Origin of the sequence: Bacillus pfraonensis, assembly GCF_050768835.1 — a bacterium.
Classification (GTDB): domain Bacteria; phylum Bacillota; class Bacilli; order Bacillales; family Bacillaceae_G; genus Bacillus_A; species Bacillus_A pfraonensis.
This window is the reverse complement of sequence record NZ_JAHCDO010000045.1, coordinates 17,392-32,352: the sequence shown is the minus strand read 5'-3', so window position 1 is coordinate 32,352 and position 14,961 is coordinate 17,392. Positions and strand designations below refer to the sequence as shown.

The window sequence follows — 14,961 nt, the reverse complement described above, 5'->3', positions numbered from 1 at the left end:
GATGTAATAGTCGTAACTATTGCTGCGGGAAAAAGTATTAAGAGTACTGAGAATGCTTTCGGGAAAAAGTTAAAGGTTGTAAGAGTAATGCCTAATACACCTGCTCTTGTTGGAGAAGGAATGTCTGCGTTATGTTCCAATGAAATGGTTGCAGAAAGAGATTTAGAAGAGATACTCAATATATTTAATAGTTTTGGTCAGGCAGAGATAGTAAGTGAAAAATTAATGGATGTTGTAACATCTATTAGTGGTTCTTCTCCAGCATATGTATATATGTTTATAGAAGCCATGGCAGATGCTGCTGTACTAGATGGTATGCCAAGAAATCAAGCCTATAAATTCGCGGCTCAAGCTGTATTAGGTTCTGCAAAAATGGTATTGGAAACGGGAATACATCCAGGTGCGTTGAAAGATATGGTTTGTTCTCCAGGGGGAACGACGATAGAAGCTGTAGCAACACTAGAGGAAAAAGGTTTAAGAACAGCTATCATTTCAGCTATGAAACGTTGTACTCAAAAATCTGTTGAATTATCCAATTTAACTAATAAATAAGAAGCTACATTTAGGGGTAACGTCACATTCATTAATTCAAGCTATTTTTAAAGTTAAAAGCCTGTTGCTATTCTCTTATAGGGGAGGAGGACCATAACATAGCCTTCCGCCACTGTACTCTAAGCTGAAATAACCTAAATTTGTATAAATAAAGAGTGTATAAAAATTTGTAATCGGAGGATTTATTATGTCAAAAAAAGTTCCTTCTTCCTTTATCATAATTATAGGATTAATGCTATTTGCATTGTTTTTTGGAGCAGGAAATTTAATTTTTCCACCTATGCTTGGTCAAATGGCTGGAAAGAATGTATGGATAGCCAATGCAGGTTTCTTAGTTACCGGAGTTGGTTTACCATTGCTAGCAATAACAGCATTTGTTTTTTCTGGCAAAAAGGATTTACAATCTTTAGCTAGTCGTGTACATCCGTTGTTTGGTATTGTATTTACAACTGTTCTCTACCTAGCAATTGGTCCTTTTTACGCTATCCCTAGATCTGGTAATGTATCGTTTGAAATTGGAATTAAACCTTTTTTATCAAATGATGCAGGTCCTGTTACATTAATTATATTTACAATCTTATTTTTCACAGTTGCATGCTTGTTATCACTTAATCCTACAAAAATTATTGATGTAGTTGGAAAATTTTTGACTCCTATTAAATTGACATTTATCGGATTGCTCGTAGTTGTAGCTCTTGTTCATCCAATTGGAAGAATTCAAGCACCTTTTGAAGGGTATACATCACATGCATTTTTTAAAGGTTTTCAAGAAGGTTACTTAACACTGGATGCTCTTGTAGCTTTTGTTTTCGGGATTATTATTGTAAATGCAATTAGAGAAAAAGGGGCTACCACTAAAAAACAGCTCATGATTGTTTGTGCAAAAGCAACGGCTATTGCTGCTACACTCTTAGCTCTTATCTATACTGCCCTTTCCTATATGGGGGCTTCTAGTGTTGAAAAACTTGGTCGTTTAGATAATGGCGCTGAAGTTTTAGCAAAAGTTTCAGACTATTATTTTGGTTCTTATGGTGCAATTTTATTAGGTTTAATGATTATAGTAGCATGTTTGACCACAAGCGTAGGACTTATCACTGCTTGTTCTTCTTTTTTCCATGAATTATTTCCAAAGATCTCTTACAAAAAATTCGCTATTATTTTGTCTGTTTTTAGTACACTAGTTGCAAATATAGGATTAACACAATTAATTACGATTTCAATCCCTGTATTAATGACTATGTATCCAATTGCTATTACCTTAATATTCTTAACTTTTTTACACTCTGTATTTAATGGTAGATTTGAAGTATATCAAGGTAGTTTGATATTAACATTTATTATTAGTTCATTTGATGGCTTAAATGCTGCTGGAGTAAAAATCGAAATAATTCATAATTTTTTCGCCCATTCTCTTCCTTTGTATAGTGTAGGTTTAGGTTGGGTACTTCCAGCTATTATAGGCGGTGTATGCGGTTATATTTTTAGCGTATTACGGAAGAAAAATACCCTTAGTTCTGGTGAAATTTGATTAAATAAATTTTTTGAATATTTTAAATTCATATAATGTAAAGTTTTGGACCAGCTAATATCTAAGTAAATTTATATATACCACAAGAATTAGAAAAACATACCTTATTTTTTAAAGGAGATACAGAGAATATGAGTAAGTTATTAAAAAAGAAATCTGTTACACAATTGTTAGAGCATAATCAAAGTAAGACCTTAACAAAAACATTAGGAGCATTTGATTTAATTATGTTAGGAATAGGCTCGATAATTGGAACAGGAGTTCTTGTGTTAACTGGATTAGTAGCAGCAAGAGATGCTGGTCCAGCAGTTATTTTTTCATTTGTACTTGCAGCGATTGTTTGTGCATTTATAGCATTATGTTACGCAGAAATTGCTTCTACACTCCCAACGTCAGGTAGTGTATATACGTACTCCTATGCAACAATTGGTGAGTTTGTGGCTCATTTAGTAGGTTGGACGTTACTTTCAATATATATCGTGGCAACAGCGGCTGTCGCTGGTGGATGGACGGGATATTTTCACAATTTAATAAATGGATTTGGATTAGAGATACCAAAAACCCTATTAACAATTCCATCACAAGGTGGTATTGTTAATCTACCAGCGGTAATCATTACATTGATATTAACATGGATGTTATCGCGTGGTACGAAGGAAAGTAAACGTATCAATAACATAATGGTGCTAATTAAAATTGGAATGGTTGTATTATTTATTATAGTTGGTATATTCTATGTAAAGCCAGAGAACTGGATACCATTTACACCATACGGTTTTAGTGGGATTTTTGCTGGTGGAGCAGCCGTATTCTTCGCTTTTATGGGCTTCGATATATTAGCAACTTCGGCAGAAGAAGTAAAAGATCCACAACGTAATCTTCCCATCGGTATTATTGTATCGTTAATCATATGTACACTTATTTACATTATAGTATGCCTTGTTATGACAGGGATGGTTTCCTATAAAGAATTAAATGTACCTGAGGCAATGGCTTATGTAATGGAAGTTGTAGGGCAAGGGAAAGTCGCTGGTGTAATTGCTGCTGGGGCTGTAATTGGCCTTATGGCTGTTATTTTCTCGACTATGTACGCTGCAACACGAGTATTCTTTGCAATGAGTCGTGATGGACTGTTACCAAAATCACTTGCGAAGATTAATAAGAAGACTGGAGCACCAACCTTTACAATTGGATTAGCGGGAATAGGAAGCTCTGTGATAGCTGGATTTATTGATTTAAAAGAATTAGCGAATTTAGTTAACATTGGTGGTTTAGTAACGTTTGCGCTAGTTAGTGTATCAGTTATTATCCTCCGTAAATCACACCCAAATTTAAAACGTGGATTTATGGTGCCGTTTGTACCCGTATTACCAAGCATTTCAATTGTATGTTGTGTGTTCTTAATGCTAAATTTACCATTAAGAACATGGGTGTACTTCAGTATTTGGATCACTATTGGAGCAGTAATATATTTTGTTTATTCGATGAAGCACAGTAATTTAAATGAGGAAAAAATTTCAAAAGCACATGATAAAATGGCGAGATAATAGTCAGAGGAAATACTATTAATAATTATATCGATAATGGAGTAACATAGATATCAATCAAAATTAAAAAAGATGACTTCTGTTGAATACAGAAGTCATCTTTTTGATGTTACATAATTTTTTTGAAATGCCTTCTACAGAAGAGACAGATTCGTATTTTCCCTTACTGTTTTGATGTCCATTTAAATAATTTTTACGCAATCGCTTTAGAATCCTTCGATTGAAAAAAATAAAGCATCATATCTTTTTTATTTTATTGTTTTCCGACAGAAGACTCCTTCCTCAAAAATGTGAAGGTGTGAAAACACCAATTTTAGGTGGGAGATGAATGTCGGTAGGCGTAAGCCTACTTTTTTAGTATACTGTAGGTATCCTACGAAAGAAGTGAGGTGCAACCCATGTTAGTAAATAAGGCATATAAATTTCGTATCTATCCAAATAAGGTACAAGAAATATTAATTGCTAAAACTATTGGTTGCAGTCGCTTTATATTTAACTATTTTCTTACTCTCTGGAATGACACCTATAAAGAAACAGGAAAAGGATTAACCTATCCTTTTTGCTCTGCCGAGCTTACTCAATTAAAAAAGCAACAGGATACACTTTGGTTAAAAGAAGTGGATAGTATTGCTCTTCAATCCACATTAAAAAACCTCGCAGATGCTTTTTCACGTTTTTTCAAGAAACAAAATGATATTCCACGATTCAAATCTAAAAACAATAAGGTTCAATCCTACACAACCGAGCAAACGAACGGTAATATTGCGATTATAGATAACAAGCTGATTACTTACATAAACTCTCTACTGAAATCATCAAAAACCACGATGTCATCGGTATAGAAGACTTACAAGTCAGTAACCTGCTCAAAAATGGAAAGCTTGCAAAAGCAATTAGTGAAGTATCTTGGTCACAATTTCGAACGATGTTGGAATATAAAGCAAAATGGTATGGCAAACAAGTTGTTGTGGTATCTAAAACGTTTGCTTCTAGTCAGTTATGTTCCAATTGTGGATACAAAAACAAAGATGTTAAAAATCTAATAATTCATGAGTGGGATTGCCCTTCTTGTGGCACACATCACGATAGAGATAGGAATGCAGCACTCAATCTGAGAAACGAAGCAATTCATCTCTTAACCGTAGGAACTACAGGGATAGCCTAATCCATTAGAGTTCGATAGAACTCTGTACTTAGGAATCTCCCACTTCAAACTGTCCGTAAGGACGTTAAGTGGTGAGTAGTTCAATTATTTTCAATCGTAGATAAAAGCTCTTCTATTCTTCCAGCTTTTAATTCTCTTTTACTCCTCACAAAAGCTATAAATTCAATTATTTCTTCTGTAGATAATGATTCTCCGTCTATGGAAAGTGTATGGTTAGAATCTTTCAATATCTTTGTAATCTCAACAACACCTATTTTCTTTTGCAGATATTCAGTTCGACCCAATATATAATCTACTGATGTATCAAATAAATCTGCTATTTTGGATAAAGATTGTAATGAAGGCATTCTGTAACCATTTTCATACCCAGCATAGGTACTTTTCGCAATCCCAAGTCGATCTGCTGTATCTTGTAAGGACCATTTTTGATTTTTTCTTAATTCAGATAAACGTTCCAGCATTCGTCTCATACCCCATCTATTTTTGTTGAATCAATTATAACATAGAAAAATAACCAAGAATAGAAAAAAGTACGCGTATAGAATACAAAACCTTGATTATTCCAAATTAAGTTCTATAATGATAAGTATAAATACGCATTTCGCGAACGATATACAGTTATTTATTCTGTGGAGGTTTTATGTATGAAGAAAATTTTAATACTCGCAACTGGTGGAACGATTGCTTCAGTGGAGGGAAACGAAGGGCTCGTTCCAGGATTAGCTGCTGAGGAATTGTTGCATTATTTCTCTAAGTCATCCCCAAACATAGAAATTGATTGCAAAATCTTAATGAACATTGACAGTACCAATATGCAGCCTGAGAATTGGGTAGAAATGGCTAATGCTGTTTTTCACCATTATGATTATTATGACGGATTTGTGATTACACATGGGACAGATACATTAGCCTATACATCTTCTGCGCTTTCTTATATGCTTCAAGGTCTAAGAAAACCGGTTGTTTTAACAGGCTCACAAGTCCCTATCAGTTTTAAAAAAACAGACGCAAGGAAAAATGTAGCTGATGCCCTGAGATTTTCCTGTGAGGATATTGGCGGTGTGTTCATTGTTTTTGATGGTCGGGTCATTATTGGGACAAGAGCCGTTAAAATGCGAACCAAAAGTTATGATGCGTTTGAAAGTGTGAATTATCCATATGTTGCCGATGTAAATGAAAATGAAGTTAGATATCATTGGAAGCCAATGTCTACTAGTAATAAGCTCTCGGTAAATACTAGTTTATGTACAGATGTTTTTCTTATGAAATTGTATCCAGGTACAAAGCCAGAGATATTTGATTGTCTAAAAGGTTTGTATAAAGGAATTATTATTGAAAGCTTTGGTAACGGCGGATTACCTTTTGAAGGAAGGAACTTGCTTTCAAAAATTCAAGAGCTTACTGAAGAGGGAATTGCTATAGTGATCACAACTCAGTGCTTGGAAGAAGGAGAAGATATACTTCTCTATGAAGTAGGACAAAAGGTAGCACAGCATCGAGTAATATTATCTGGAGATATGAATACGGAAGCCATCATGGCGAAACTGATGTGGACACTTGGACAAACTGATAAATTAGAAGAGGTCAAAGAGATCATTGAAACCCCTTTAGCAAGTGATTTAACGCTTCCATCTGATAAGGATTGGTAATGATTCTATCTATCTTTCTAGGATTTTGCATTTTATAGAGGAGAGAAATTAATATGTCAATTACAAAAGAGCACATGCGAGTTGAGAAGGATTTTTTAGGATCAAAGGAAGTACCTATCAAGGCCTATTACGGAATTCAAACTCTACGTGCTGTTGAAAATTTTCCAATCACAGGATTTAGAATACATGAAGAATTAATTAAAGCAATGGCTATGGTGAAAAAAGCAGCAGCACAAGCAAACATGGACGTTAAACGCCTATATTCAGGAATTGGAGAAGCTATTGTAAAAGCGGCAGATGAAATGATGAAAGGGAAATGGCATGATCAAATTATCGTAGATCCTATTCAAGGCGGAGCCGGGACATCAATAAATATGAATGTAAATGAAGTCATTGCCAATCGTGCCATTGAATTACTAGGGAAAGAAAAAGGAGACTACTTCCATTGCAGTCCTAATACTCATGTGAATATGTCTCAATCTACAAACGACGCATTTCCTACAGCAATTCATATCGCAGTGTTGAATCTTCTTGAAAAATTACTGAAAACAATGGCCGATATGCACAGCGTGTTCCAACAAAAAGCACAAGAATTCAATCATGTAATCAAAATGGGCCGCACCCACCTTCAAGATGCTGTACCAATTCGTCTTGGTCAGGAATTTGAAGCATATGGACGCATGATTGAACGTGATATTAAGCGTATTAAGCAATCCAGCCAACATTTATATGAATTGAACATGGGAGCGACAGCAGTCGGTACAGGATTAAATGCAGACACTCGTTATATTAAACTGGTTGTCAAATATCTCGCTGAAATTAGTGAATTACCACTTGTTGGTGCTGAGCATCTAGTCGATGCAACGCAAAGTACGGATGCCTATACAGAGGTATCCGCTGCATTGAAAGTATGCATGATGAATATGTCAAAATTCGCGAATGATTTACGTTTAATGGCATCTGGCCCTAGAGCTGGATTGGGGGAAATTACGTTACCGGCACGTCAGCCGGGTTCATCCATCATGCCTGGTAAAGTAAATCCAGTGATGGCAGAGGTGATTAACCAAGTAGCGTTCCAAGTGATTGGTAATGACCATACTATTTGCCTTGCATCAGAGGCGGGTCAGCTGGAACTAAATGTTATGGAGCCAGTCCTTGTATTTAACCTGTTTCAGTCTATAAGCATTATGGATAATGCTTTCCGTGTTTTCACAAATCACTGCTTAAAGGGAATCAAGGCAAATGAAGAACGTTTGAAAGAATATGTAGAAAATAGTGTGGGTGTCATTACAGCGGTTAATCCCCATATTGGGTACGAGGTTGCTGCCCGCATTGCCAAAGAGGCAATTTTAAGTGGAGCTCCGATAAGAGAACTATGCCTAAAGTATGATGTGTTAACAGAGGAGGAGCTAGATTTAATTCTAGACCCATACGAAATGACACATCCAGGAATCGCGGGTGCAATTTTACTTGAAAGGGAATAGCATATTAACCATTAAACAATGAATACAGCAAACTTTGCTTTAAACTATTAATCCCCAGATTAGAAGCAAATTTAAATATCATCTGGAAAAAACATCAAGTATTTTCTAGTGCAGCAAACTAGTTTTTAGATCAGCTTCAAAACAATATTAAATAGTAGAAATTCGATTGCTATAGAGAATTGCTTATTCAAAGTTTAAAAAACGCTATTTTAATTAGTAAAATAGCGTTTTTTACCTAGCAATAACATATGCCGGGCGGCCGTACTACCGTTGGTATATTTTTAGAGAAAAACTCCTTCATCGATATATTTTGATCAACATATTCCGGTCCGGTAATTGTGGTGATATCTGGAAAATCTACGCCGCTAGTATAAGTTAGCATATCAAACAGGGTGAGAGGTTTTCCTGTTTGATTGGGGATTTTTAATCCACCAAGATATCGTTGTACATCTTCATCTAGTTTGAGCTTTCCTTTATCGACTTGTTGCATCACGTCTAAGGCAGTAAATGTTTTCGAGACTGAAGCAATTTGAAAGACCGTGTCCCGACGGGGATTTTCTTTTCTTTATCTGCATAACCATACCCTTTATTGACGACGACTTTTCCATCATGGACGACGACAAAACTTGAACCGTTCACATTGAACTTCTTCATTTTTTCCTCAAATAACAGATCAGCAAAAGATTCTACTTCTTTTTTTTACTAGGTGCTTTCGTCATTTTGATATCCGTTGTGGATGTTGATGGTTTTGATTTTCCAACTTCTAATGATTGTTGGGAACACGCAGAAATCATGCTTGTAGAAGTAAGCAGAATTGCCATGAGGCCCAATTTATTGATTGTTTTTTCATTTTTCGTGCACTCCTTTGTTTGACTGAAATTTTCTTGTTAGCACAACGAGTTGTCAGCTCGTCAGTGTATGCACTGAGTGTAGCAAGCAGCAAGTCATAGTAGCTAGTGACTTTTTGTCAGATTTATATAGACCATGAAAAATAGGGGGGTACGGCTGTTTTGATAGTCATGACTTACAAATCATGACACTTTGACACTACCGTATGTGACAGACGAATGGTTAAAATCGAAGGGCGGCTCTTAACGTAATAGCAAAGAAAGAGGAGGAGAGAATCTAATGACGAAAACATCATCTCAAAAAATTTTGCAAGATTTTTACTTTTTGTTGTTTACCTTCGGATCTGGATTGTTTTACTTTTGTTTCTATTTGGTCAGCATTACAATTGCGTTGGTGATGACGGTTATCTTCGTGGGTATTCCCTTGTTGGCGAGTGTGTTACAAACAGCTCACACGTTTGTCCAGTATGAACGCATTCAGACGAAAATTTATACAGATATATCGATAGAGCCAATCTTAACAAGGACAGAAAGTGGAGGGGATAGATGGATTAAAGCGAGAGTAACGATTCTTAATAGTAGTAATTGGAGGGCTATTTTTTGGCTCATGCAGAAATTTTTTGTTGGAGTGTTTAGCCTTATAAGTGCCGTTATATTGTACGTAGCTCCGCTTGCATTTATCTTTGCACCATTACTATTTCAATATTTTGAGATATACTTATTGGGAATCGCTGTGAATTCATGGGAGAAAGCTATATTTGTCATGATTGCTGGGTGCATTCTCGTCTGGTTACGCATTCGTATTGGAAGCAGCTTAGTTCAAATAGTTGGAATGTACACGTGTTCCATGTTTAAGGCTATTAAGGGGTGATAATTTGTTTAAGAGCTTGAAAGAATGGTTCTGGTATGATTGGATATTACTTTGTATACGTTTTATCATCTGGCTATCATTGATGTTAACTACTATTCAACACCAAGACCATTTGACTGTGCCACTTTGGATCATTATTCTTTGGGAAGTGGCCTCATTTTCAGTACCTTGGATTTGTTTAATGTTCAGTTATCGCCATTATCTGTTTACTGAGATAGCTTTGTTTGGCGGAGTAAGCTTTTACTTAACTTTATTATTTCCGTCAGCATACCTTGCTTTTTTAATGCCGACTTTCATGATTGCGGCAAATAGTGCCCATAAATCATACCGTTGGTCGGGTGCTGTCACAGTTATTTTGTTTCCGTTACTCATTGCAATAATTACCCATGGAATAGAGTTATGGGTAATTATCATACAACTCGGTTTGGCTTTTGCTATGGGATCTTCCTTTCGTTTACTTGTTGTCAATTACCGTCAAAATGAAGTTATTCGTAACCAGAAGCATGTATTGGAACAGTACGTATCTCAGATTGAACGGATTACTTTGTTGGAGGAGCGTGACAGGCTCTCCAAAGATTTGCACGATACGATGGGGCATTCCTATACCTCGATTATTATGGGAATGGAAACATTACGTACGGAATTAAAGACTAAAGATGGAGAGCAAAAGCTCGACTCATTATTGCAATTGGCCCGTAACAGTATGGAAGAAGTGAGAACGTATTTACATCAAATGGATTCACCCCAAGAATCACTTCCCTTAACTGTTACGTTGCAACAATTAACAGAGGAATTCCAGAAACATGCAAAAGTAAATGTGCGCATTCGAATAATAGGGGAAGAGTATATGGTCTCCAAACAATCAAAAATGACGCTGTATCGGAGTTTGCAGGAATCGCTAACGAATGCGGTGCGACATGGAAACTCCACCGAAATTCTTGTTTCACTACATTTTGAGCCACAACAAACGAGATTGGATGTGCAAGATAATGGCTGTGGGGTGGAGGAATGGAAGGATGGCTTCGGATTAACTACGATGAAAGACCGTGTGATACAGTTACAAGGGAGAGTCACTATATACTCCAAAAAAGGGGAGGGGACGCTCATCTCATGTGTGTTACCCAGACTAGCACAATTGTCCGAAGAACGAATCCGCTTATGTATCGTCGATGATCACTCGTTTATTCGAGAAAGTCTCCATACAATTTTGGATGGACAAGAAGACTTGCAGGTAGTGGGAATGGCTGAAGATGGAAATCAGGCTGTAGAATTGTGCGAAAGCCTCAATCCAGATTTAGTATTAATGGATTTGGAGATGCCCAATCTGGATGGGATTCGTGCGACCAAAGTAATCAAGGAAAAATGGCCTGACATTCGCGTCCTCATCCTGTCAACGTTTCAGGATACAGAAAGGGCAAAGGAAATTATACGAAGTGGCGCTGACGGCTATTTGCTGAAATCGATGGATTCGTGTGAACTGGCTGAATCGATTCGCCTCGTCTATCGGGGAGGCACGATGATTAACCAAGATTTGTTCCATAGACTGTGGGAAAGAAATAATGAGGCAAAGTCAGTCGAATCAAAGTCAGATGGAAAAGAGTATGGCTTAACGAAACGCGAACTAGAAGTTTTGAATCTATTATCACAAGGAATCCGTTATAAAACAATCGCTTCGAAACTTTATTTATCAAATGGCACAGTAAGAAATTACGCCTCCAACCTCTATGACAAGCTGGGAGTCAAAAATCGAGAAGAAGCCGTGGAAAAAGCAAAAGATACAGGATTAATTTCATAGGAGGAGGCATTGCCAACTACTAGGGGTATGTGAGTGATTCTATATTTCATGGGCTACATCGAAAGCGCATTACGGCGATATTGATGAAGGGTATATAGAAGGTCATCACACGAAGCCTATTTCGGAAAAGAATAAAAATGAGGTAACTAAAGTAGAGGATACTGTTCTTGTTTGTTCAAATTGTCACCGTATGTTACACCACAAAAGACCATGGCTTTCTGCTAATCAATTAAAAGATTTATTAGCTAAATAAGTTAAAAACACCAGGCGAACCGTCATCGGCTCGCCTTTCGTAATTTAGATGATCAATAATAGGGATTATAAATATTTAAAATTATTTTTTGTAGTTGAAGTTTTCCGAATAATAAGTTACATTTTTAAAGTTCAAGAAATTATATAACAGTACAAAAAGGGGAGAAACATTGTTATTATGTCAAAAATGAGATGGAAGAGCCATGTATGTTATTTTATTATTTTTATACTACTTGGAGCAACAATAACAATCAAACCAGTTATCTCTAAAGCAGAGGAATCTGATGTTAATATTACATTATTGGGTACTGCAGATATTCATGGTAGGTTTATGCCTTGGGATTATGCACTTGATGGTGCTAATATGAGTGGAAGTTTAACGCAGCTTTATACGGTTATAAAGAAGGTGCGTCAAGAAAATCCAAATACCATATTATTAGATGCCGGAGATACAATTCAAGGGAACTCAGTAGAACTATTCAATGATAAGCCACAGTCTCCAATGATGGTAGCAATGAACGAAATGGGATATGATGCTTGGGCATTTGGAAATCATGAATTCAATTTTGGATTAGATACATTGAAAAAAGTTAGTGAGCAATATAAGGGAAAGACGTTAGCAGGAAATATTTACAAGGAGAATGGAGAGCGTTTTCTTCCTGCATATACGATTGTTGAAAAAGGTGGAATTAAAGTTGGGATTATTGGCATGAATACACCAATGATTAGTGATTTTGAAAAAGGGACAGATCATTTAGCTGGTTTAGTTGTGAAAAATCCAGTAGAAGAGACAAAAAAGGTAATTAAAGAATTAAAAGGTAAAGTAGATGTAATGGTAGGGGTTATGCATATGGGACTAGAAAATGAGAATGGAATCCCTGGTACTGGAGTTCAAGATATTGCGAATGCTTGTCCGGAAATAAGCGCTATTTTTGCAGCTCATATGCATAAACTTGTTAAAAAAGAAGTTGTAAATGGTGTTATTATTACAGAACCAGACAAATATGGAACGCATATCTCACGTATTGACCTTACTTTTACAAAGCAAGATGGGAAGCTGGTTTTAAAAGATAAAATAGCTACCGCTTTACCTGTAAAAAATGCTGATGGAACAACGGTATTATCTGATCCTGCACTTGAAGCAACACTAACACCTTTTCACGAGTATGCGAGAGGAGATGCAAATGTTGTAGTTGCTCAATTAAAGGGTAGAAATCTTGTTCCTGAAAATGAAATAAAGGGTATTCCAAGTGTGCAAATTCAAGAGACACCTTTATCAGATTTTTTTCATGAAGTCATGCTCTATTACAGCAAAGCAGATGTAGTAGCCCATCAAATTGATAACGATTATGCACGTTTAGATGTAGGTCCTATTAAGAAGAAAGATATTGCGTATAATTACCAATATGCTTTGGGAGAAATTACAGTATATAAGATAACTGGAAAAGATTTAAAAGATTATATGGAGTGGGCGGCGGGTTATTTTAACTCATCTCGTGCCGGAGATGTAACAGTTAGCTTTGATAAAACACGCCGTGCGTCTAAATACAGTACGAACGACTTCTTTGGAGGCGTGAAATACGAAATTGACTTAACAAAACCATATGGAAGTCGAATTACAAATTTACGATCTATTCGTACAAATAAACCAATCAAAATGAGCGATGTTATGACTCTGGGAATGAATGCATATAGAATGGAGGCTCTTCAAGCAAAAGGAGGGGCTTTAGAGGGACGTAAGTTTGAACAGATTTGGTCATCTAAACAAGAGAATGCATTTGGTGAAACAGGTGGAATCATTCGTAACCTTGCTATTACATATTTAAAAGAGGTAAAGGATGGTGTATACACGCCAAAAGTTATGCATAATTGGAAAATTACCGGTGTAGATACACATTCTTCAGAGCATAAGGCTGTAGTGAATCTCATAAATAAAGGGATTTTAGAAATTCCAAAAACAGAAGATGGAAAATATACAAATATAGCAGCTATAAATACTAAAGATTCAATTACAAAAGAAGAGATTGTAGCACTCTCTCAAAAAGCTCATATTAATCCAAATCAGTTTAAGCATGTAAAAACAAAAGGTGAATTTTACAAAAAACTAAATAGGATTATTAAAAATATAGGAAAAATCTAATACTTAGATTGTTTTAGGGAAAGGTTTTCCACTTGGGATAGGGGATCCACAATCTGAATACTCAATGCTAGCTGCTTTAAGCCCTGAGATCGGTGCACCTATGATGGCTAGATTTGGAGTAATGGGAGTCATTATAGCTGTCATGATGATTCGTGGCTGGAGCAAGGTTTTTTTACGAATAGTATTACTCATATTTGTGTATATGTTAGTAGCGATTCTATTATTTGCAGTTATTGACTACCGTGTATTGGCGTCTGCAGCATATGGATTTGTCTTTTTGATTGAAGCGCCATTTGATTTTCCGCATGGAGTGAAATTTTTTGAACAGATAATGTACTGGACGATTGTAAATCAATATATTAGTATGCTAGGAGTATTTCTATGGAGTGCTACTGCTTTAGTCTATCAACGCCAAACATGAAATGCTTGTCCGTATTGTGGCCAAAATAGTAATCCTTCTAAATGGACATCACAATCCTCAGCAGCATCTTGGGGAAAATGGTGTACGTACATTGCTATTATAATTCCTATTTGTTATTCCATAACAAGATAGTGTTGGACAATCGGCATTCCACTAGGAACTACAAAAGAATTACTTGATTCTTTTGAACGTGATTCACCTGGAATTTGGTTAATGGGTGCATCCTTGGCTACCGTAGCGCTCGGAGGGGCAATTCTTACGCTTGGACTTATTCAGCAATGGAGAGAAAAATTTCCACTTTGGTTTCCATTTATTGCTGGCAAGCGTGTACCTCTTTCCTTAGCAATTGTTCCTGCTTCCTTGTTTTCTATTATGGTTACTTCAGCTGGTTTGATGTACATCCTAAGTTTTATTACTAAAGGGGGGCTGGATCATAAGGGATGGGCATTGGAAGGTCCTGAGTTATTATGGCCAACTTGGGGAATCGCTCTGTTTGGTGCTACGATTGCTTATTATTACCGGAGGCGTAGTACGTGTAAATATTGCAAACAGGTTATAAAGTGAAACTCATATCTTTCTACAACAATGCAAAATAGAAGAGGGGAATATAGGAATTGAGAACTCTACATTAAACCCTTGTTTAATCGATAATTAAATATAATTCTAGCAGCTATTATAGTACTTATTTACAACATTGCGATCATATTAA

The 14,961-nt window shown here is 36.2% G+C and carries 10 protein-coding genes and 4 pseudogenes; 12 read left to right on the top strand and 2 right to left on the bottom strand.

Translation table 11 applies throughout. The features are described 5' to 3' along the window. From proC to KFD70_RS26460, 4 genes and pseudogenes are all read left to right on the top strand, one after another. Window positions 1-552 (top strand): pyrroline-5-carboxylate reductase (gene proC, locus KFD70_RS26475; RefSeq protein ID WP_431613474.1); only part of this gene is annotated, 552 nt, incomplete at its 5' end. A 187-nt stretch (window positions 553-739) separates the two neighbouring features. Further along, window positions 740-2,080, top strand: coding sequence for a branched-chain amino acid transport system II carrier protein BrnQ5 (brnQ5, locus tag KFD70_RS26470; protein WP_336454640.1), 1,341 nt, complete (start codon window positions 740-742; stop codon window positions 2,078-2,080). A 131-nt stretch (window positions 2,081-2,211) separates the two neighbouring features. Further along, window positions 2,212-3,627, top strand: coding sequence for an amino acid permease (locus tag KFD70_RS26465; RefSeq protein ID WP_336454639.1), 1,416 nt, complete (start codon window positions 2,212-2,214; stop codon window positions 3,625-3,627). Between the two features lie 398 nt (window positions 3,628-4,025). Then, window positions 4,026-4,792, top strand: a pseudogene (locus KFD70_RS26460) (RNA-guided endonuclease TnpB family protein). 80 nt (window positions 4,793-4,872) lie between these two features. Here the strand turns inward: KFD70_RS26460 and KFD70_RS26455 are convergent. Beyond that, entirely contained in the window at window positions 4,873-5,253 is a 381-nt protein-coding gene (locus tag KFD70_RS26455) for a helix-turn-helix domain-containing protein (protein WP_336454462.1), read from the bottom strand. A 183-nt stretch (window positions 5,254-5,436) separates the two neighbouring features. Between KFD70_RS26455 and KFD70_RS26450 the strand changes: the two genes are divergently transcribed. From KFD70_RS26450 to KFD70_RS26440, 3 genes and pseudogenes are all read left to right on the top strand, one after another. Then, window positions 5,437-6,441: an asparaginase gene (locus KFD70_RS26450; protein ID WP_336454463.1), complete on the top strand. Its 1,005-nt coding sequence runs from the start codon at window positions 5,437-5,439 to the stop codon at window positions 6,439-6,441. A 53-nt stretch (window positions 6,442-6,494) separates the two neighbouring features. Beyond that, window positions 6,495-7,925: an aspartate ammonia-lyase gene (gene aspA, locus KFD70_RS26445; RefSeq protein WP_336454464.1), complete on the top strand. Its 1,431-nt coding sequence runs from the start codon at window positions 6,495-6,497 to the stop codon at window positions 7,923-7,925. A gap of 26 nt (window positions 7,926-7,951) precedes the next feature. Continuing rightward, window positions 7,952-8,047, top strand: a pseudogene (locus KFD70_RS26440) (LysR family transcriptional regulator); the annotation flags it as partial. Between the two features lie 119 nt (window positions 8,048-8,166). Here KFD70_RS26440 and KFD70_RS26435 read toward each other — a convergent pair. Next, window positions 8,167-8,746, bottom strand: a pseudogene (locus KFD70_RS26435) (serine hydrolase domain-containing protein); the annotation flags it as partial. A 307-nt stretch (window positions 8,747-9,053) separates the two neighbouring features. Between KFD70_RS26435 and KFD70_RS26430 the strand changes: the two are divergent. The 5 genes and pseudogenes from KFD70_RS26430 to KFD70_RS26410 form a co-directional block, all read left to right on the top strand. Beyond that, window positions 9,054-9,644 (top strand): sensor domain-containing protein, encoded by a 591-nt coding sequence (locus tag KFD70_RS26430; protein ID WP_336454465.1) that lies wholly within the window; start codon window positions 9,054-9,056, stop codon window positions 9,642-9,644. A gap of 4 nt (window positions 9,645-9,648) precedes the next feature. Next, a complete protein-coding gene (locus KFD70_RS26425; RefSeq protein WP_336454466.1) occupies window positions 9,649-11,439 on the top strand; it encodes a response regulator in 1,791 nt (596 codons plus the stop codon). A 43-nt stretch (window positions 11,440-11,482) separates the two neighbouring features. Further along, entirely contained in the window at window positions 11,483-11,692 is a 210-nt protein-coding gene (locus tag KFD70_RS26420; RefSeq protein ID WP_431613475.1) for an HNH endonuclease, read from the top strand. Between the two features lie 177 nt (window positions 11,693-11,869). Next, window positions 11,870-13,831: a bifunctional metallophosphatase/5'-nucleotidase gene (locus KFD70_RS26415; protein ID WP_336454467.1), complete on the top strand. Its 1,962-nt coding sequence runs from the start codon at window positions 11,870-11,872 to the stop codon at window positions 13,829-13,831. 16 nt (window positions 13,832-13,847) lie between these two features. Continuing rightward, a pseudogene (locus tag KFD70_RS26410) lies at window positions 13,848-14,816 on the top strand (hypothetical protein); the annotation flags it as partial. Window positions 14,817-14,961 lie beyond the last annotated feature (145 nt).

Coding starts and splice junctions, on each gene's coding strand:
- KFD70_RS26415 (WP_336454467.1), top strand. CDS start 11,870: ATGTCAAAAATGAGATGGAAGAGCCATGTATGTTATTTTATTATTTTT.
- brnQ5 (WP_336454640.1), top strand. CDS start 740: ATGTCAAAAAAAGTTCCTTCTTCCTTTATCATAATTATAGGATTAATG.
- aspA (WP_336454464.1), top strand. CDS start 6,495: ATGTCAATTACAAAAGAGCACATGCGAGTTGAGAAGGATTTTTTAGGA.
- KFD70_RS26465 (WP_336454639.1), top strand. CDS start 2,212: ATGAGTAAGTTATTAAAAAAGAAATCTGTTACACAATTGTTAGAGCAT.
- KFD70_RS26430 (WP_336454465.1), top strand. CDS start 9,054: ATGACGAAAACATCATCTCAAAAAATTTTGCAAGATTTTTACTTTTTG.
- KFD70_RS26450 (WP_336454463.1), top strand. CDS start 5,437: ATGAAGAAAATTTTAATACTCGCAACTGGTGGAACGATTGCTTCAGTG.
- KFD70_RS26455 (WP_336454462.1), bottom strand. CDS start 5,253: ATGCTGGAACGTTTATCTGAATTAAGAAAAAATCAAAAATGGTCCTTA.